Annotated in this window: 18 protein-coding genes; 8 read left to right on the top strand and 10 right to left on the bottom strand. The window is 64.9% G+C overall.

Going from position 1 to position 19,416, the window contains the following annotated elements:
* Positions 1–55: 55 nt before the first annotated feature.
* The gene (locus DMR_RS12630) at positions 56–496 is read left to right on the top strand and encodes a DMT family transporter (protein ID WP_015861306.1); all 441 of its coding nucleotides are present in this window, start codon (positions 56–58) and stop codon (positions 494–496) included.
* Between the two features lie 186 nt (positions 497–682).
* On the opposite strand, the gene DMR_RS12635 is transcribed toward DMR_RS12630, so the two are convergent.
* Genes DMR_RS12635 through DMR_RS12655 form a run of 5 tightly spaced genes read right to left on the bottom strand, consistent with a single transcriptional unit; the run spans position 683 to position 2,891 of the window.
* Positions 683–883: a tautomerase family protein gene (locus tag DMR_RS12635; protein WP_006922317.1), complete on the bottom strand. Its 201-nt coding sequence runs from the start codon at positions 881–883 to the stop codon at positions 683–685.
* Positions 884–900: 17 nt separating this feature from the next.
* Positions 901–1,497, bottom strand: a complete 597-nt coding sequence (locus DMR_RS12640; protein WP_015861307.1) for an NAD(P)H-dependent oxidoreductase — start codon at positions 1,495–1,497, stop codon at positions 901–903.
* A gap of 3 nt (positions 1,498–1,500) precedes the next feature.
* On the bottom strand, positions 1,501–1,734 hold the full coding sequence (locus DMR_RS12645; protein ID WP_015861308.1) for a helix-turn-helix domain-containing protein: 234 nt from the start codon (positions 1,732–1,734) through the stop codon (positions 1,501–1,503).
* A gap of 9 nt (positions 1,735–1,743) precedes the next feature.
* A complete protein-coding gene (locus tag DMR_RS12650) occupies positions 1,744–2,289 on the bottom strand; it encodes a DUF2975 domain-containing protein (RefSeq protein ID WP_015861309.1) in 546 nt (181 codons plus the stop codon).
* 11 nt (positions 2,290–2,300) lie between these two features.
* Complete coding sequence (locus DMR_RS12655) at positions 2,301–2,891, bottom strand: hypothetical protein (RefSeq protein ID WP_148208427.1); 591 nt, start codon at positions 2,889–2,891, stop codon at positions 2,301–2,303.
* A gap of 233 nt (positions 2,892–3,124) precedes the next feature.
* On the opposite strand from DMR_RS12655, the gene DMR_RS12660 reads away from it, so the two are divergent.
* Positions 3,125–4,003 carry an AraC family transcriptional regulator gene (locus DMR_RS12660; RefSeq protein WP_015861311.1) on the top strand — a complete coding sequence of 293 codons (879 nt, stop codon included), beginning with the start codon at positions 3,125–3,127 and terminating at the stop codon, positions 4,001–4,003.
* A 148-nt stretch (positions 4,004–4,151) separates the two neighbouring features.
* Here DMR_RS12660 and DMR_RS12665 read toward each other — a convergent pair whose 3' ends face one another.
* A complete protein-coding gene (locus DMR_RS12665; protein ID WP_015861312.1) occupies positions 4,152–5,177 on the bottom strand; it encodes a metal-dependent hydrolase in 1,026 nt (341 codons plus the stop codon).
* Between the two features lie 135 nt (positions 5,178–5,312).
* Between DMR_RS12665 and DMR_RS12670 the strand changes: the two genes are divergently transcribed.
* The 3 genes from DMR_RS12670 to DMR_RS12680 all read left to right on the top strand — a co-directional run bounded on the left by DMR_RS12670 (position 5,313) and on the right by DMR_RS12680 (position 10,890).
* Positions 5,313–6,791 (top strand): 30S ribosomal protein S1, encoded by a 1,479-nt coding sequence (locus DMR_RS12670; RefSeq protein ID WP_015861313.1) that lies wholly within the window; start codon positions 5,313–5,315, stop codon positions 6,789–6,791.
* Between the two features lie 254 nt (positions 6,792–7,045).
* Positions 7,046–8,731, top strand: coding sequence for an energy-dependent translational throttle protein EttA (gene ettA / locus DMR_RS12675; RefSeq protein ID WP_015861314.1), 1,686 nt, complete (start codon positions 7,046–7,048; stop codon positions 8,729–8,731).
* 395 nt (positions 8,732–9,126) lie between these two features.
* On the top strand, positions 9,127–10,890 hold the full coding sequence (locus DMR_RS12680) for a methyl-accepting chemotaxis protein (protein ID WP_148208428.1): 1,764 nt from the start codon (positions 9,127–9,129) through the stop codon (positions 10,888–10,890).
* Positions 10,891–11,167: 277 nt separating this feature from the next.
* Here DMR_RS12680 and DMR_RS12685 read toward each other — a convergent pair whose 3' ends face one another.
* From DMR_RS12685 to argF, 4 genes are all read right to left on the bottom strand, one after another.
* Entirely contained in the window at positions 11,168–12,727 is a 1,560-nt protein-coding gene (locus DMR_RS12685) for a sigma-54-dependent Fis family transcriptional regulator (RefSeq protein WP_015861316.1), read from the bottom strand.
* Positions 12,709–14,091, bottom strand: a complete 1,383-nt coding sequence (gene argH / locus DMR_RS12690) for an argininosuccinate lyase (RefSeq protein ID WP_015861317.1) — start codon at positions 14,089–14,091, stop codon at positions 12,709–12,711. Before argH ends, DMR_RS12685 begins: the two co-directional genes overlap by 19 nt.
* A 324-nt stretch (positions 14,092–14,415) precedes the next feature.
* On the bottom strand, positions 14,416–15,609 hold the full coding sequence (locus tag DMR_RS12695) for an argininosuccinate synthase (protein ID WP_015861318.1): 1,194 nt from the start codon (positions 15,607–15,609) through the stop codon (positions 14,416–14,418).
* Between the two features lie 106 nt (positions 15,610–15,715).
* A complete protein-coding gene (argF, locus tag DMR_RS12700) occupies positions 15,716–16,624 on the bottom strand; it encodes an ornithine carbamoyltransferase (RefSeq protein WP_015861319.1) in 909 nt (302 codons plus the stop codon).
* A gap of 241 nt (positions 16,625–16,865) precedes the next feature.
* Here argF and DMR_RS12705 point away from each other — a divergent pair, with 241 nt between their 5' ends.
* The 3 genes from DMR_RS12705 to DMR_RS12715 all read left to right on the top strand — a co-directional run bounded on the left by DMR_RS12705 (position 16,866) and on the right by DMR_RS12715 (position 19,407).
* Positions 16,866–17,231 (top strand): SH3 domain-containing protein, encoded by a 366-nt coding sequence (locus tag DMR_RS12705; RefSeq protein ID WP_015861320.1) that lies wholly within the window; start codon positions 16,866–16,868, stop codon positions 17,229–17,231.
* A gap of 215 nt (positions 17,232–17,446) precedes the next feature.
* A complete protein-coding gene (locus DMR_RS12710) occupies positions 17,447–18,196 on the top strand; it encodes an SGNH/GDSL hydrolase family protein (protein WP_232502784.1) in 750 nt (249 codons plus the stop codon).
* Between the two features lie 44 nt (positions 18,197–18,240).
* Positions 18,241–19,407: an SGNH/GDSL hydrolase family protein gene (locus DMR_RS12715; RefSeq protein WP_015861322.1), complete on the top strand. Its 1,167-nt coding sequence runs from the start codon at positions 18,241–18,243 to the stop codon at positions 19,405–19,407.
* Positions 19,408–19,416: the final 9 nt, after the last annotated feature.

Genomic DNA, 19,416 nt, shown 5'->3' on the forward strand with positions numbered 1-19,416 from the left:
CCACCAACGCCGGCCAGCTTTCTACAAGAACCGGCCCTTCGCCATCGGAGCCGTCATGCAGTACATTCTCTTGGCCCTGGCCTTGGCGGCCGGAACATTCATGCCCATCCAGGCCGGAATCAACAGCAAGCTGGCCGGGGCGGTCGGCGGGGCCATCCCCTCGGCTTTCGTCTCGTTTCTGGTCGGCACCCTGGCCCTGGGCGTCGTTTTGGGCGTCACAGGCCAGGGCGTGCCCTTTACGGCGGCCTACAAGGCCTCGCCGTGGTGGTACTGGATCGGCGGGACCATGGGGGCGTTTTTCGTCACGGCCACGGTGATCCTGGCTCCGCGCATCGGCGGCGGGGCCATGATCGCCCTGACCCTGGCCGGCCAGGTGGCGGCCTCCATGGCGCTGGATCATTTCGGGCTGCTCGGCTTTCCGCACATCCCCTTCGACCTCAAGCGCCTGATCGGGTCCGTCCTGCTCCTGGCCGGCGTCTATCTCATCCGATTCTAAACGCTTGTCATCCCCAGTTTGGGGGTCTGGGGGCCTAAGGCCCCCAGCGGGGCGTGGGGCAGCGCCCCACTCTTCTCTTTTCCCTTATTCCAATTCCATTTCTCAAGCGAAAGCACATTGCAAACAATATATTGATTTAATTTTATACTTATAAAACATAACTGTCGTTATGTTTTATAATGGGCATTAGCCCCGCGCCCGGCGCACGGCCACGGTCTCGCCGCCGATGCCCCAGCTGTCGCAGTCGACTTCCTCGATGATGACAAAGGTGGTTTGCGGGTTCTTGCCCATGACGTCGCGCAGGACGTTGGTGACGCCTTCGATGACCTTGGCTTTCTGCTCAGCGGTGGCGCCGTCGCGGGTGATCTTGATGTTGACCAGGGGCATGGGGTTCTCCTTTGGAATCACGCCGGGCCGAACGCGGCGGCCGTCAAGGCCGAGGCCTCCTCCAGCCAGCCACGACGCTGTCCCGAACTGCTCGTGACAAGGGTTTCGAACATGCGGCGGCGTACGTCGGCCACGCCGCACAGGCCAAAGACGCAGTCCTTCCAGATGCGTTCCAGGGGATCGCCAAAGACCTCGCGTTCCCTCTGGGCCGCCGTGTTGGACGTGTTGAGGACCACGGCCGCGCGGGCGGCAAGCAAGCCGCGCGGCACACCCTCGCCGCCGTCGCCCTCCAGGAACTCGTAGGCCAGGCCGGGCCGCATGACCCGGTCCACCCAGCCGACCAGCACGGCCGGGGGCATGCCCCACCAGTTGGGATGGACGATGACGAAGCCCTCGGCCGCCGCCGCCTCCCGACAGTGGCTGGCGATAAGCGGCGGCAGGGGCGCGTCGCGGGGAATCTCGGCAGCCGGTAAAAGCGCCTCAAAGCCCTCGGCGCAGAGGTCGTGGAACCAGACCTCGACGCCAAGGTCGGCCAGCGTTTCGCAGACGACCCCAGCCAGGGCGTGGTTGAAGCTGCCGGGACGGGGATGGGCCAGGATAACGCTGACCGCCATGGGTTACGCTCCTTCGCCGGACTGGCCGGCGGTGTCCGGGCGATATTCCAGGATGTCGCCCGGCTGGCAGCCAAGAAAGGCGCAGATGGCCTCCAGGGTGGAGAAACGCACGGCCTTGGCCTTGCCGGTTTTGAGGATGGACAGGTTCTGGGCAGTGATGCCCACGGCTTCGGCCAGCTCCTTGGAGCTGACCTTGCGCCGGGCCAACATGACGTCGAGGTTGACGATGATCGCCATATGGCCAGCCTATACCGTCAGGGCCGCTTCCTCGTCCAGCCGCCGCGCCTCGTCCATGACCCGGGCCATGACCAGGGCGAGGCTGGCCAAAAAGACGAGGGCCAGTTCCGTGCCGCCAACGCCCAGGCTCACCATGTGCCGGCCGGGCGGGTTAGCGGCGGTGACGGCCAGGGAATGCAGCGGCGTGGCCAGTACGGAACACACGGCCCAGGCCAGAAGCGAGCGAGCCACGCCGCGAAAGGCCAGCACGTTGGCCAGGGAAAAGAGGCTGCCTTCCCGGTAGAGACCAAACAGCCGACGCAACCGCAACAGCGCCACCATGAGCGCCGCGCCCGGAACCATGGCGGCCACAAAACATAAAAGCCGCACCCAGCCCGGCAACTCCGGGCCGGCGGCCAGGGACGCCGCCTGCCGGGTCATGTCGGCGGGCAGGAAGTTGAACGCGGCCCAGTACAGGGCGGTCAGCGGCAAAACCGCCACGGCGGCGGCCAGACAAACGGTTTCGAGCCGCCCGGCCTGTCGGCGGATGCTGTCCCGATTGGTTTTGATATACATGGCGGACTCCGTTACTTGTCGGTCGGCTGCGCCAGAGATTGGGTCAGTTCGGCCAGATCGGCGGTGAAATCGCGGTACAGCGCCTCGCGGCCCCGCACCCCGAAGGCCACGGCGACATCCCGCCCGCGCAGGGCCGACAGGACCAGGGAACCGGACCTCGCGTCAAGCAGTCTCGCCTGATAGGCAAACGACGTTTCCACGCTCCAGGCCGGCGTCAGGGAGATATGCAGCCGGCCGACCAGGGTGGCCACTTCCACCAGGGCCACGCTGTGGACCCCGACCGTGCGGGCGGCGGCGACCAGTTCCGTGTCCGAGGCCGCGCGCCAGTCGCGACTGCCCAGGGCCGCCACGAGCGGCCCGGCATCCACGACTTCGGTCCCGGGCAGACCGGCAAAACGCGCTTCTATAAGACCGCGCAGCCGGGCCGCCTTTTCCGGGCCGGCCTTGTCGGTCGTCTCGAACTCAAACCAGGTCAACACGACGGTCTTGCCCAGGCCCAGATCGCGGCCGGCCGGATTCCCGGCCACAAGGCTCGTGGTTGTGGTCCTGGCGCAGCCCCCGGCAAAGGCCACAAGCAACAACAGCAAACACATCTTTTTCATGGCGTCTCTCCAAGAAGATAGCGGTTGGCTTCGAGGCGAGCGCCGGCCGACGCCGCCCCGGGCTTCCATGCGTCCGGACAGGGCATCGATAAACAAGCTTGATTCATTGTTCAACGATAAATTTTGACTGTTTTTCACAGACAAACAGACAAAAGCCGCCGCCCATGAAAAAAAGCAAAAAATATCAGGCGAACAGGGAAAGGATCGACTAGTTCCCTGGGCAGGAAACGGACATGAGCGAAGTAACGCGAAAGGACTGGCAAAGGCGTGTGCTGGCCGCCATGCGGCTGATGGAAGCCCGGCTCGACGAAGAATTGGCGCTCTCCGACATCGCCGGGGCGGCTCATTTCTCGCCCTATCACTTCCACCGCATCTTTGTCGGCATGACCGGCGAGACGGTGGGGGCCTATCTGCGCCGGCTGCGCCTGGAGCGGGCCGCCCAGCGCCTGTGCTACGGCGACCAGCCGGTCACCACCGTGGCCCTGGAAGCCGGCTTCGAGTCGCCCGAAGCCTTTGCCCGGGCCTTTCGCGCCGTCTACGGCGTATCGCCCTCGGCCTGGCGTCAGGCCAGCCGGGAGCGCAAAGGGCCGCCCGAAACCCCCAAACACCTGCCCCCCGCAAAGGAGTTCGTCATCATGGAATTGGATGTCGTCATCAAAACCCTGCCGCTCATGAAAGTGGCCTGCGTGCGCCATGTCGGCCCTTACGACCAGTGCGAGCCGGCCTGGGCAAGCCTTTGCGCCAAGGCCGGGCCGCTGGGACTTTTTGGCCCGGACACGAAGTTCATCGGCATCGGCCACGACGATCCGCAGATCACGCCGCCGGAGAAAATCCGCTACGACGCCTGCATGACCGTGCCCGACAGTTTCGCCGGCACGCCCGACCTGCCCGTGGCCTCCATCGGCGGCCGGGACTACGCCAGCGCCGTGGTCAAAGGACCGTACACGAACCTGGCCCCGGCCTACGCCTGGCTGTGCGGCGTCTGGGGACCGGACTGCGGCCGGGAATTCGCCATGGAGCCGAGCATGGAAATCTACCTCAATGATCCCAAAACCACCCCTCCCGACCAACTGCTCACCGAAATCCTCGTCCCAGTCGGCCCGGCGCGGTAGCGCGCGGGGAGTGCCTCCGGCGGCCAGGAGAGGCTCTGCCTCTCCTGGACCTCTCCGCCGGGTGCCTGAGGCCCCCGGCCCCCCCATCCAAAGAAACGGCCCGGAACGCTTTCGCGTTCCGGGCCGTTTCTTTGGGGGCAAAAAAAGATCAGCCGCCGCCGAAGCCGGCCAGCCCCACGCCCGTGCGCGGCAGGATCAGCTCGCCCTTGCCCATCTGGGAAAACATGGCCCGGGTGAGCTTGCCGGCCGGATCAAGATAGGCCGTCAGCGTAAACGGCACCATGGGGCCGCGCACCTTCTCCACCAGCGGATTGACGGCGATAAACCGCAGATCCTGGAAGGCCAGGGCCGTGCCGTCGGGCGTGGCGGCGGCGGATTTGACCGGAAAATCCGTGAACCAGACATAGTAGGAAAAAACCGGAGCCTGCTTGCCCAACCGCTCCAGTTCGTCGCGCCCGGCCCGCTCGAAACGCCGCTCGGGAAGCAGGGTATCGGGATCGGCAAGGGTCAGACCCGTCAGCACATAGTCGTTGCCTTCCTCGGCGATGATCTTCCACCACAAGGGCGCAAAAGCATCGGGCTGGGCCGTCACGCGCGTGGGCTTTTCGCCCCGGGCGACAAGCAGATCGCGGGCATGGGCGGACACGGCCTGACCCACGCCAAAGCCGATGGCCGGCCAAGCCAGCATGACGGCCAGTCCGGCCACGGCCAGCTTCTTGCCCGCCGCCGGGCGTAGGGCGGCGGCCACGGCCAGGCCGATCAGGGCCAGGCTGTAGATTGGATCAATGATGAAGACCGAGGGCACGGACACCCGGACATCGGAAAAAGGCAGGAAAACGCCTGTTCCGTAGGAAGTGATGCAGTCGAGAAAGAGGTGGGAGAGTACGCCTAAATAAAAAAGCACAAAGAGCCGCGAGGCCTTCGCACCCCCGGCGAATCGGGAAACGACAAGGGCCAAAAGCCAGGCCATAAGCGCCCCGCCAAGCAGCGAATGGGTGTAGCCCCGGTGGTGGCGCATGTAGGCCTCAGCGCCAAAAAACGTAACGATATTATCAACATCCGGCATCCAGACGGCCAAGGCCGAGAGGGGCACAAGGGGCCTGACGCCCGGGAAACGATCCTTGGCCGCCTGGCCTAAAAGCACGCCCGCCGTGATGTGGGTAACTGGATCCATGCGACAACTTCCTCACGTTTCAAAGACGGATTTGGGGAGGATAGGGCTTTTTTCGCATTTGACAAGGATAGCCGCTGCGCTACAGTGCGCCCCGGCGCATTCGCGCCCAAATCACCCTTTTTTTTCGGAGCGATCATGGCAGACAAGTCGCCGGACACCAAGGAAATGCCGGCCGAGGGCGAATTCGCCGCGCTCATGGAGGCCTCTTTGGCCGAGCGCGGCGGTGAGATCCATGTTGGAGACCGCATCACCGGACCCGTTATCGCCGTCACCGAGACCACGCTTGTGGTCGACACCGGCACCAAACTCGACGGCGTGGCCGACAAGTCGGAATTTCTCGACGACAACGGCCAGCTCACGGTGGGCGAAGGCGACGAGGTCACCCTCTACGTCGTCTCGGTGCGGGGCGACGAAGTGGCCCTGTCCAAGGCCCTGACCGGCCAGGGCGGCGCCGAGGCGTTGCGTGAGGCCTACGAGAACAATATTCCGGTCGAGGGCAAGGTGACGGCGGCCCGCAAAGGCGGTTTCGACATCGAGATCGTCCACCGCCGGGCCTTCTGTCCGGTCAGCCAGATTGATCTGGCCTTTACCGACAATCCCGAAGCCCACGTGGGCCAGACCTACCAGTTCGCCATCATCACCTTCGAGCGTGACGGCAAGAACATCGTGGTGTCGCGCCGCAAACTCCTGGAGCAGGCCCGGGTCGAATCCGAGCTGCGCTTCATGGAGACGGTCCAGCCCGGCGATGTTGTGCCGGCCGTCATCAGCCGTCTGGTGGCCTTTGGCGCGTTTGCCGAGGTGGCTCCGGGGCTGGAAGGCCTCATCCACCTGTCCGAGCTGTCCTGGTCCCGGGCCGAGAAGGCCGAGGACGCCGTGACGCCGGGCGAAGCCGTCACCGTCAAGGTGCTGGCCTTTGACCGCGACAAGAAGGGCCGCCCGCGCATTTCGCTGTCCATCAAGCAGGCCGGGGCCGATCCCTGGGACAGCGTAGGCGACCAGTTCAATGTCGGCGACAAGGTCGAGGGTAAGGTAGTGCGGCTGGCCGACTTTGGCGCGTTCGTGGAAATCGCCCCGGGCATCGAGGGCCTTATCCACGTCAGCGAGATGAGCCATGTCCGCCGCGTGGCCAAGCCGGGCGACGTAGTTGCCGCCGGCGACGCCGTCACCGTGTCGATCAAGGACATCGACCTGTCCAAGCGCCGCATCGGCCTTAGCCTCAAGGAAGCCGCCGGCGACCCCTGGCAGGGCGTGGCCGAGACCTTCCCCATCGGGGCCACCGTCACCGGCACGGTGGAAAACCGCCAGCAGTTCGGCATCTTCGTCAATCTGGCCCCCGGCGTCACCGGACTTCTGCCGGCTTCCAAGCTGCGCGACGCCCTGGAACCCCAGACTTATGAACGCCTGAAAATCGGCGACGAGACCACGGTCATCGTCTCCGAGATCGATACCGACAAGCGCAAGATGACCCTGTCTCCGGTCGGCGGCCAGAAGGAACGGGAGAATCCCGACGAATGGAAGCGCTTCGTCAAGAAGGAAAAGGCGGCGGCCCCCAGCGGCGGCCTTGGGCTTCTGGGCGAAAAGCTCCAAGAGGCCATGTCCCGCAAGAAGAAGTAAGGCCATCCCCGCGCCGGCAAAACGTCGGCGTGGGGATGCTGTTCCGTAACGTCCAGACCGCAAGTCTAGGACGTTGCGGGAAGCCACGAAACGAGGCCAAGCCGAGGCCCGGCCCTGCCGGGTCCATGTTCAGGCGGCCCTCACTCCGTTCTTCGGGCGGAGCGCAGGGCCGCTTGCATTGTCGCCCCTTGTCCTGCATGTAAGCGCCAATTGACGCGCGCGCCCGATTTGGGCGGCGCTTGTGGAGGAAGGATATGGCCGTAGAGCCCAATAAGATCATTTATTCAATGATCCGCGTCAGCAAGTTTCACGATAAAAAACCCATCATCAAGGACATCTCGCTGTCCTATTTCTACGGCGCCAAGATCGGCGTGCTGGGCCTGAACGGCTCGGGCAAATCCACCCTGCTCAAGATCCTGGCCGGCGTGGACAAGGATTTCCAGGGCGAGACCGTGCTCACCCCGGGCCATACCATCGGCTACCTGGAACAGGACCCGCTGGTGGACGTCACCAAGACCGTGCGCGAGGTGGTCGAGGAAGGCGTGGCCGAGACCGTGGCTTTGCTCAAGGAATTCGAGGACATCAACGCCGCCTTTGCCGAGCCCATGGACGACGACGCCATGAATAAGCTCATCGAGCGCCAGGGCGAGGTGCAGGAAAAGCTCGACGCCTGCGACGCCTGGGATCTCGACAGCCGCCTGGACATGGCCATGGACGCCCTGCGCTGCCCGCCGGCCGACACGCCTTGCAACGTGCTCTCCGGCGGCGAACGCCGCCGCGTGGCCCTGTGCCGGCTGTTCCTGCAAAAGCCCGACATCATGCTCCTCGACGAACCCACCAACCACCTGGACGCCGAGTCCGTGGCCTGGATGGAGCATTTCCTGCACGGCTACCCCGGCACGGTCATTGCCGTCACTCACGACCGCTACTTCCTGGACAACGTGGCCGGCTGGATTCTGGAACTCGACCGGGGCCGGGGCATCCCCTGGAAGGGCAACTACACCTCGTGGCTGGAGCAGAAGCAGGAGCGTCTGCGCCAAGAGGAAAAAAGCGAGAGCGAACGGTCCAAGACCCTGGCCCGGGAACTGGAATGGGTGCGCATGTCGCCGCGCGGCCGCCACGCCAAATCCAAGGCCCGTATCGCCGCTTACGAATCCCTGGCCTCCCAGGAATCCGACCGTCTGGCCAAGGAACTGGAAATCTTCATCCCGCCCGGACCGCGCCTGGGCAAGAACGTCATCGAGGCCGAGGGCGTGTCCAAGGGCTTCGACGACCGCCTGCTCTTTGAGAATCTGACCTTCACCGTGCCGCGCGGCGCCATCGTCGGCATCATCGGCCCCAACGGCGCGGGCAAGACCACCATGTTCCGCCTCATCACCGGCCAGGAAACCGTGGACAGCGGAGCCTTCAAGCTCGGCGACACCGTGCAGCTGGCCCACGTGGACCAGAGCCGCGAGGCGCTCGATCCCGAGAAGTCGGTCTTCGAGGTGGTGGGCGAAGGCTATGACACCATCCGGTTGGGCAACAAGGACGTCAACGCCCGGGCCTACATCGCCCGCTTCAACTTCACCGGCGGCGACCAGCAAAAAAAGGTCAAGGTGCTCTCCGGCGGCGAGAAAAACCGCCTGCACCTGGCCCTTATGCTCAAAAGCGGCGCCAACGTCCTGCTGTTGGACGAACCGACCAACGATCTTGACGTCAACACCCTGCGCGCCCTGGAAGAGGCCCTGCTCTCCTTTGCCGGCTCGGCCCTGGTGATCAGCCACGACCGCTGGTTCCTGGACCGCGTGGCCACCCACATCCTGGCCTTCGAGGGCGAGAGCCAAGCTGTCTTCTTTGACGGCAACTTCACCGAGTACGAGGCCGACCGCAAGGCGCGCCTGGGAGCCGACGCCGATATCCCCCACCGCATCAAATACCGCCATTTCAGCCGCGCCTAGTTCGCGCCGCGGATAAAGACCTTCAGCCGCCCGCCCTGCAACAGGGGCGGGCGGCTTTTTTGTTGCCAGATCACGGCCAAGTCTTGTGACAGACAGCACAATCTTCCGACATTGTTTCCTCGTTGGAGACAAGAGCTCCCACCACAAGCGCTTTTGCGCGACTGTATAAAACTGTCTCTTGTGCTTCATGAAAGTGACAAAAAGAACAAATACAACAATATTGACACAAAACAATCATTTACCTATCGAATCTGCTAGTAGAGAAGAAAGAAGAACAATTGCGATTCCTTCAACCGCGCCAGAGGCTTACTGTATGCACTCTTGAAAGTCGCAAAACTGATTTCGGTGTTATTGTCGTCGTTGTGCTGTCTTCGCCACACTTCAAGGAGTTGTCGATGTCTCACCCGACCCGCGACGTTATCGGGCCGATCCCATCCGCCGCCCTGGCCGCCCTGGCTGCCGCCAACCTGAGCCTTGCCCTAGCCCTGTCCCTGTCCCCCGATTGGCTCCAATCCACGCCCGCCCTGCTCCCGCTGTCCGCCGTGGGCTGGAGCGTGCTGGCCGTCTGGGGCGCGACGGTTTACGCGCGCCTGTCCAGACTGGCCCGAACCGCCGTTGCCGCCACGGGCACGCTGGACGCCCTGGCCGCCGGCAATCTGGCCGCCACGCCGCCGCCCGTGGGCCTGGCCGCCCGCAACCGCTTCCGCGACTTTTGCGTGAGTGACAAAAACGCCGTCACCACCATCGCCGCCTATTCCCGGGAGTTCGAGTCCAGCTCCAGCGCGGCCAGCGCCATGGCCGCCGCCTCCAAGGGCGACGCCGCCGCCATCGACGCCAGGGCCCGCCAACTCGCCCAGGACATGGAAACCATGGACGCCGCCGCCGACGACACCGCCGCCCACATCGCCTCGGTGGCCGCCTCGGTGGAACAGACGCGCCAAGCCAGCGACGAGATCGCCGCCAGCGTGGACCGGGCCAGGGAGGCCGTGGAACGCGCCGCCGAGGCGGCCCGACGAAACGCCGTGGAGATCGCCGGCCTTGGGGAACGCGCCGCGACGGGCGCCACCGGCCTGAGGCAAGTGGCCGACTCCATAGTCGGCGTGCGCGACCAGGCAGCCAATCTCCAGCGCGACATGGCCGCGCTGGGGCGCGACAGCCAATCCATCGGCGAAGTGCTCGGGGTCATCGCCGACATCGCCGACCAGACCAACCTGCTCGCGCTTAATGCCGCCATCGAGGCGGCCCGGGCCGGTGAATCCGGCCGGGGGTTCGCCGTAGTGGCCGACGAAGTCCGCAAGCTGGCCGAAAAGACCATGACCGCGACCAGAGACGTGGGCGCGGCCATCGCCTCCATCCAAGCCATGGCCAAGGGCAACGTGGCGGCCACCGAGCAGGCCGTGGCGGCTGTCGAAGCCAGCGCCCGGCTGGCCGAGGAGCAGATCGCCGGGGCCGAGGGCCTCATGCGGGCCATGGGCGACGTGGGCGGCGAGGTGGGGGCCATCGCCGAGACCGTGGACAGCCTGCGAGACATGATCTTCACCAGCTCCAGCGCCACGGAAGAGCATTCCCAGGCCACGGCCGCCATTGCCGAAAGCCTGTCCGGCGCGGCCCGCATCGCCGAGGACATGCGCGGACAGGCTCGCCATGGCCTGGACGCGGCCCGGGACATCTCCGGCCGGGCGGCCGACGTGGCCCAGTCCGTGGCCGGCATGGCCGCCGCCTCCCAGCAGGTCAATTCCTCGTCCCGGGAGCTGACGCGCCTCACCGGCCTGCTGGCCGACCAGATCGGCCAATTCGAGCTTGGCAGGCCGCCCTTTGACATCGCCGCCGTCAAAACGGCTCACCTGGCCTGGCGGGCCAGGCTCGAATCCATCCTACTCGGCCACATCCACCTTGATCCCTCGGAAGTGGCCGACCATCACCAGTGCCAGTTCGGCAAGTGGTACGATGCCGACGGCCGCCGTTCCTTCGCCGGCCACCCGATTTTCGACGAGATCGGCCGCCATCACGAGCAGGTCCATGCCCTGGCCCGCCGCATTGCCGCTCTTGTCAACCAGGGCCAAAGCGGCGAGGCCTCGGCGCTCATGGAGCAATTCGAGGCCGTGCGGGTTTCCCTGTTTCACGCCCTCAACCAACTCTACCTGGAAAAAACGGCCTGACAAGCTGCCCCGGCGATGACGTCCGGCTGAGCGGCACGCGCACACAGGACAGGCGCATGGACCGGTCAGTGAACGGGCCATGACGCCTCCTCGAAAGGATAACGGCCGCCCCGTGGTTGGGGCGGCCGTTTGTTCCGAGCTCCCGTGGCCAGAAGCCGTAACGATCTCCTCCTAAACGAGCCTCGCTGTTCGGTTGCCGACGCCACGAAAAAAGGCCACCCAACGGACGGCCTTTATGACGGTCAAAACAACGCGCCAGGAACAGCCCGGCAGGCGTTCAGCGGTTCTTCACCCGCTGCACGGCCACCATGGACTCCAGATTGAATTTCTTCACGCGGTAGCCCATCTGGCGGGGCGTGATGCCAAGCTCCCTGGCCGCTTTGTGCTGGATGCCGCCATGGCGGCGCAGGGCGTCGATGATAACGGACTTTTCCAGGCTTTTGAGCGACGGCGCGCCCTCGCCTTCGCCGCCGTACTCGGCCTCGTAGCTGTCGTCGCGGCTGGGGATGGTGAGATAGGGCCGGATGAGGTCGGCGTCGATACGCTCGTTTTCCGCCAGGATAACCAGCCGCTCCACCAGGTTTTCCATCTCGCGCACGTTGCCAGGCCAGTCGTACTCCTTGAGCACGGCCAGGGCCTCTGTGGAAAAGGTCAGGTTGCGGGCGTATTCCTTGGAAACCTTGTTGAGGAAATGGATGATGAGGCTTTGGATGTCCTCCTTGCGCTCCCGAAGCGGCGGGGTCTGCAAGGGAAAGACGTTGAGGCGGTAATAAAGGTCCGGCCTAAACGAGCCGACCTCGGCCAGGGCGGCCAGATCCTTGTTGGTGGCGGCCAGGATCCGCACGTCCACCTGCCGGGTTTTGTTGCTGCCAAGCCGCTCGAATTCCTTGTCCTGGAGCACGCGCAGGAGCTTGGCCTGAAGGCCCAGGGGCAGCTCGCCGATCTCGTCGAGGAAGATCGTGCCCTTGTTGGCTTCCTCGAAACGGCCGGGCTTGGTCTGGTCCGCACCGGTGAACGCGCCCTTTTCGTAGCCAAAAAGTTCCGATTCCAGCAGGTTTTCCGGGATCGAGGCGCAGTTGACCTTGATGAAGGGATAGTCCTTGCGCTCGGACAGGTCATGGATGATGCGGCCAATAAGCGTCTTGCCGGTGCCGGATTCGCCAAGCAGCAGCACCGTGGCCCGGGTCGGGGCGACCTTTTCGATCTGGCGCTGGACATCCTGCATGGCCAGGCTGCGCCCGACGATGTACAGCCCCCGGGATTCCTGGGAAAGCTTGAACTTCAGCGAAACGTTCTCGCGCTTGAGCACCTCGACCTTGGCCTCGTATTTCTCGTTGAGGCTCATGAACTGGCCAATGAGCGTGGCCACCACCGTCAGAAAGGCCACGTCCTCATTGTAGTCCACCTCGTCGCCGAAAAGCCGGTCCACATTGAGCACGCCAATAGGCTGGCCGTGGAGGATGATGGGCACGCCGACAAAGGAGATGCGGTCACGCTCGATCTTGCGCGACTGTGTCTTGTTGAGAAACAGCGGCTCATGGCGGATGTCCGGCACCACGTACGGCTCGGCGGTCTGGAAAATGAGCCCGGTGACGCCTTCGCTTAAGCCGTAGACCCCGCGCCGCTTCTCCTCGGGGGACAACCCCTGGGAGACGCTGATGACCAGCTTGCCCGTGGAGCGGTCCACCAGGGTGATGGTGGCCCGCTTCATGGAAAGCGTCTCGGCCAGGATGCGCAGGATGTCCTGGAGCGACTGCTCCAGGTCCAGGGCCTGGTCGATGATGCCGCTTATTGCCTGAAGGCAATGCAGCTGGAGATTCAGGGTCTTTGAAGCCATCGGGAGAGTTCCGCCATCTGGTTGGTCACGGATTGAGGACCGGTGCCGCCGGGTCCATTACGCCGGGCCACGGCGGTTTCATACCGCAGCGCCTCGAAAACATCCTGGTCAATCGCCGTGGAAAATACACGCAATTGCTCCAAGGTCAATTGCTCCAGGCCGATGCCCAGGGCCTCGGCCTGGGCCACGGCCCGGCCGGTGATGTGGTGGGCCTCACGGAAGGGCACGCCCTTGGCGGCCAGGTAGTCGGCCAGCTCGGTGGCGTTGAGAAACCCCTGCCCCAGCGCCTCGCGCATCCGCTCGGGCCGGAAGCGCAGCTCGGCGAGCATCCCGGCCATGACCCGAAGCGAGGCCCGCACCGTGTCGTCGGCGTCGAAAAAGGGTTCCTTGTCTTCCTGGAGATCCCGGTTGTAGGTCAGCGGCAGGCCCTTGAGCACGGTGAGCAAGCCCATGAGCGAACCGTACACCCGCCCCACCCGGCCGCGCATGAGTTCGGCCGCGTCGGGGTTTTTCTTTTGCGGCATGATGCTCGACCCGGTGGCGTAGGCGTCGGGCAGGGCGACGTAGCCGAAACGCGGGTTGGCCCAGAGGATGATCTCCTCGCAAAAGCGGCTCAGGTGCGCCATGATGACCGAGGCGCAAAAAAGCGACTCCAGGGCGAAATCCCGGTCGGACACGGCGTCCATGCTGTTGCCGAAGGCATGGGAAAAACCCACCGTGCGCGCCACCATGGCCGGGTCCAGCGGATAGGTGGTGCCGGCCAGGGCCGCCGCGCCCAGAGGCGAAACCCGAACGCGCTTCAGCGCGTCCTCGGCCCGCTCGCAGTCGCGCCTAAGCATCCAGGCGTAGGCCAGCAGATGCTGGGCCAGACTCACCGGCTGGGCCGGCTGGAGATGGGTGCAGCCGGGCAAAAGCGTCTCTTGATGCTCGGCGGCGCGGTCGACAAACACCCCGGCCAGCTCGCGCAAAAGCTTGGTCCAGACCTCCAGGCTCTCGGCCACATAAAGGCGAAAATCCAGGCAGACCTGATCGTTGCGGCTGCGCCCGGTGTGGAGCTTGCCGCCCAAGGGGCCAATCAGTTCGGTCAGGCGCTGCTCGATGTTCATGTGAACGTCTTCCAACTCCTGCCGCCAGGGAAAGACCCCGGACTCAATCTCCTCCAGCACCAGATCCAGGCCGGCCACGATGCGCTCGGCCTCTTCGCCGGCCAGCACGCCGCGCTTGGCCAACATGCGCGCATGGGCCTTGGAGCCGGCAATGTCCTGACGGTACATGCGCCGGTCATAGGAAACGGATTCGCTGTAGGCCTCCATCAAGGCCCCGGTGCCCTCGCCAAACCGCCCGCCCCACATTTTCGTGGACATGAATCATCCCTCCGGGATGTGCCGGGGGAGGGAACCCCTCCCTCCCCCAAAAACTCCAACGGGGGTTTACTTCTTCACCGTATGTGCGGCGCTTTGCCGTTAATGCGGCGCTTCGCCGCTGGCGCACCTTGGGGGCGCAATTTCGGGCAACGTGTCGGCCGGCTTTGCGGCCGGCGCGTTGCCCGAAATTGCGCCCCCAAACGTTTAGCGTCCCGCCGTCCGACGCACCCGACCGAGCCGCCGCACGCCCTGTCGGGGAGGGTCCGGGAGGGGGTGCCCCCCTCCCGGCCGCCGGAGGCATCTTCCTTTTCTCTTTTTCTCTAGCTACTGCCCCAGTCCACGCAACCGCAGCCCCACCAGCCGAATGAAGCCGGTGGCGTCGGCCTGGTTGTAGACTTCGTCTTTTTCGAAGGTGGCGAGCTTGGGGTTGTAGAGGCTGTTGGGCGACTTGCGTCCCAGGGGGTAGGCCTGGCCCTTGTAGAGCTTAACCCGCACCGTGCCGGTGACGCGCTCCTGGGCCTGATCGATCATGGCCTGCAGGGCTTTGCGTTCCGGGGCGTACCAGAAACCGTTGTAGACCATTTCGGCGTAGCGCGGAATGAGGCTGTCGCGCAGGTGCATGACTTCGCGATCCAGGCAAATGCCTTCGAGGTCGCGCCGGGCGATGTGCAGGATGGTGCAGCCCGGGGTCTCGTAGACGCCGCGCGACTTCATGCCGACAAAGCGGTTTTCCACCATGTCGATGCGGCCAACGCCGTGTTTGCCGCCCAGCGTGTTAAGCTTTTTGATGAGCGCGGCCGGGGACAGCTTTTCGCCGTCAATAGCCACCGGGTCGCCGTGCTCGAAGTCGATGGTGACGACGTCAGCCACGTCAGGAGCTTTTTCCACGGGCACGGTGAGCAGATAGGTGTCGGCGCTGGGTTCGTTCCAGGGGTCTTCCAGCTCGCCGCCCTCGAAGCTTAGGTGCATGAGGTTGCGGTCCATACTATGGTCCGAGCCTTTCTTGTCGGAAGGCACGGGGATGCCGTTGTCCTTGGCGAAATTGAGCAGATCCGTGCGCGAGGCGAAATCCCATTCGCGCCAGGGGGCGATGGTGCGCAGGTCCGGGGCCAGGACGCCGGTGGTCAGTTCGAAGCGCACCTGGTCGTTGCCCTTGCCGGTGGCGCCGTGGGCCACGGCCTGGGCGCCCTCGGCCCGGGCCACGTCCACCAGCCGCTTGGCGATAAGCGGCCGGGCAATGGAGGTGCCGAGCAGGTAGCGGCCTTCGTAGATGGCTCCGGCCCGCAACATGGGGAAGATGAAGTCCTTGGCGAACTCTTCGCGCAGGTCGTCGATGTAGGCTTTGGTCGCGCCGGTTGTGAGGGCCTTTTCTTCCAGGCCGTCGAGTTCTTCTTCCTGGCCGAGGTCGCAGGTGACGGTGATGACTTCGCAGTTGTAGGTCTTTTTGATCCATTTGAGGATGACCGAGGTGTCCAGGCCCCCGGAGTAGGCCAGGACGACTTTCTTGATGGTGCTCATGGCGCTTTCCTTGGATCGGCGGGCCGGCGCGCCTCCTGGCGATCAGGCGGCGGCGACGGGCGGGCCGGAATATTGCTGAATACGGGGAAACCTTCGCGTGAGGCGGCTAGTCGGCCGCCGTGAAAACCCATTCGAGAATGGCTTTTTGGACGTGGAGCCGGTTTTCGGCTTCGTCCCAGACGATGGAGGACGGGCCTTCCATGACGGCGTCGGTGATCTCCTCGCCCCGGTGGGCGGGCAGGCAGTGGAGCACCTTGGCCCCGGGCGCGGCCTTGGCCAGCAGGGCGTCGTTTATCTGGTAGCCGGCGAAAATCTTCACGCGCGCGGCGTGTTCGGCTTCCTGGCCCATGGAGGCCCAGACGTCGGTATAAAGGTAATCGGCTCCGGCGGCGGCCTCGGCCGGATCGGTGGTAATGGTGACGTCGGCTCCCTGCTCCCGGGCTTTGGCCACCACGGCCGGATCGGGCTTGTAGCCGTCGGGCGAGGCGATGGCCACGCGGATGGGGAAGCGGGCGGCGGCGTTGATGATGGAATGGGCGATGTTGTTGCCGTCGCCGACGTAGGCGAGCTTCAGGCCGTCGAGGCGGCCGGAATGCTCGCGCATGGTGAGCAGATCGGCCATGATCTGGCAGGGGTGGTAGGCGTCGGACAGGGCGTTGACCACGGGGATGGAGCCGTAGCCGGCCAGGTCGACCAGCTTGTCGTGGCCGAAGGTGCGCACGATCAGGCAATCGGCGTAGCGCGACAGCACGCGGGCCGTGTCGCGGATGGGCTCATCGCGGCCGAGCTGGGAATCGTTTTGGGTCATGAAAATGGGCCAACCGCCGAGGTGGCGCACGGCGACCTCGAAGGACACCCGGGTGCGGGTGGAGGCTTTTTCGAAAATGAGAATGCAGGTCTTGCCGGCCAGCAGATCGCTGCGGTGGTCGGCGGCCTTCATGGCGGCGGCCCGGTCGAGGATGCGGGCGGCCTCGTCGCGGCTGAAATCGAGGATGGTCAGAAAATGTCGGGGCATTGCGATATCCTTCCGGAGCGACTTCCCAGAATTGGTAAAAAAGAAGTCGTTACCCTTCAACCGCGACGTTTGTAAAGCGCTGTCATGGCCGCCGTGGCCTGCCGCCGCCTTGTCGCCGCGTTGACCAGGGCCAGGGCCGGTGCTAGAAGCGGCAGATGGGAAAACCTCCCCGTCTGCCGGCCTGGTTGCGGCAGGCCTGGAGGCGACAAGCCGGCATCTGTTCCCGGCCCAGGAGGCTTGCATGAAGACGATCTGGAATCTCTTGGCATTGTTGGGATTGGTCGCGGCGCTTTCGGGCTGCACGGTCACGGCCGCGCCCATGGTCTACGTGCCGCCGCCGGCCTGCCCCGAAGGCTACTACTACGCCTCGGGCTACGGCTGCCTGCCCCTGCCGGCCGGCGTGGTCGTACCGCCTGACGCGGTCTACGCCGTGGTCAACACCCAGGGGTTGAGCCTTCGCAGTTGCGGTTCCACGCGCTGCGACATCATCAATTCCCTTAATGCCGGCGAACAGGTGCAGGTGCTCAGCCACCAAGGCGACTGGACCCATGTCTGGGCCTTTACCCGAGGCCAGGAAGGCTGGGTGGCCAGCCGCTACCTCAACTAGCCGGACTTTGGGCGGCAAGCCGTCCGAGCCGGTCTTTTTCCGAAACAACAGTCCTTGTTCCCCGAGGCCGCCAATCAGGCGACCTCGGGGACATGACGACGCCCCAGCCAGGTTGGCCGCCCCTTCGCTTCTGGACAAAGCGCCATGCCGCGTCTATACGCCAGCGGATGCGAAATGTTTTGGACCGCCCTTGCCCTGGGCGCACCACCCCTTTATTGTCCCGAGTTTTCACGGCGGCGCTCCTGGCAGCCTGCCTCGGCACGACGGTTTTCGCCCCCGAGGCCTGGGCAAAAAAGCAGCCCAAGAACCAGCCGGCGGAAACCGAGCCGGCCACGGCCCAATCCCTGGCCGCCGCGGCCCAACCGGCCTGCTCCCCCAAAAAGATCCTTATCGTCGGCGACTCCTTCGCCGTGGGTCTGGGCATGACCCTGGAACAATCCCTCAAGCCCCGGGGACCGGTGGCCCTGGCCAGCAAGGGCAAGGTTTCCAGCGGTCTCAACAGCCCCAAGTTCTATGACTGGGAAAAGGCCCTGGGCGAGTTCCTGGACGCCGAGAAGCCCGACGCCCTGGTGGTCATGCTCGGCGGCAACGACGCCAAAAACGGCAAGGGAACGCCGGAGTGGTCCCGGGATTTCCAGGCCAAGGCCGAGCGGTTTCTGTCCATCGCCGCCGGCCGTGGTGTGCCCGTGGCCTGGGTGGGGCTGCCGCCCATGCGTGAAAAGACCTTCAGCCAGAAGGCCTGGACCGCCAACGAGGCCATGCGGGCGGCCTGCGCCACTTCCAAGGGTTGCCGCTTCATCGACTCGTGGGATCTTTTTGCCGATAATTCCGGCAATTTCTCGGCCAAAAAGCCGGTGGCCGGCAAGGCCGTTCCCCTTCGCGGCAAGGACGGGGTCCACTTCAGCCCGGCCGGCTGCAAGCTGCTGACCGACCGCATCGCCACCGGCCTGCCCGTGGCACCCTGACGCCGCCAACCCGCGCGCCTAACGCCGATACCCCCGTACCATCCATGAGTTGGAAAAAAGCCTGCCTCGTATACTGCATCGCCCTGGTCGTCGCCATGTTGGCCAACATCGAAAAGGTGTCGGTCTGGGTGGACGATCGCCTGGGCGACGGCCCGGCCTCGGAAGCGGCCCGGCAGGTCCGCCGGGTGCGCAATCTTTGGCGCGAGACCCAGCTGGCCGCCCATTGGCGGCAGCTTGACTGCGACATGGCCGCCTATTTCGACGAGACGTATAAAAACAACTTGGCCTGCCGCGAGGAACCGACCTCCGACGCCGCCGCCCAGGCCTTGCGCGAACGCCTGGACCCCAACCAGCCCCTGCTCAAGCCCGACGAGCCCATCGACGCCGACAACCTGCTGGCTGCCTTGTCGCCCCCCAAACCGGGCGCGGCCGAGAGCGAGACCACTGGGCCGGCCGTGGCCCACGCACCCCCGTCCGGCCAGCCCGGCTCCGGGGAACAAGCCCTGACCCAGGGCAAGGGACCGGCTCCGCGCAAGCTGCTGGTGGTCGGCGATTCCCTGGCCATCGGCCTGTCCCTGTCGCTGCGGCGCAGCGTGGCCGAAATCGAGGGCCTGGAACTCATCGAGGAAGGCAAGGTCTCCAGCGGCCTGGCCAATCCCAAATATTACGACTGGAGCCGGGCGCTGCGGGTCTTTCTCGACAAGTACAAGCCCGATCTGGTCGTGGTTATGATGGGGGCCAACGACGCCAAGTACATCAACGTCAATGAAAAACCCCGCTCGCCCGGCAATCCCAACAAGACCTGGCCGGAAGTCTTTTCCATGCGCGTGGAGGATTTCCTTACCGCCATGCAGGAAAAAAACATCCGCAACTACTGGATCGGCCTGCCTGTCATGGGCGACGCACCCTACGCCAAGCAGGTCGAGATCATGAATGACATCGTGAAAACCGAGGCGGCCAAGTTCCGCAACAGCACCTACCTGGACACCTGGACGCTGCTGGCCGACGACCAGGGCAACTACTCGACGTTTTTGCCCAACGACAAAGGGGTCAAGATCAAGGTGCGGGCCAACGACAAGGTGCACTTCACCGTGGCCGGCGGCGACATCCTGGCCCAGGCCTTCCTGGCCTCCCTGGCCAAGGACGTGGAGATCACGGCCAAGAAACCGGCCGCCGCCGCGCCCCAGGCCGCCCAGACGGCCCCCAAGTAGGCGGCGGGA

Origin of the sequence: Solidesulfovibrio magneticus RS-1, from assembly GCF_000010665.1 — a bacterium.
GTDB lineage: Bacteria > Desulfobacterota > Desulfovibrionia > Desulfovibrionales > Desulfovibrionaceae > Solidesulfovibrio > Solidesulfovibrio magneticus.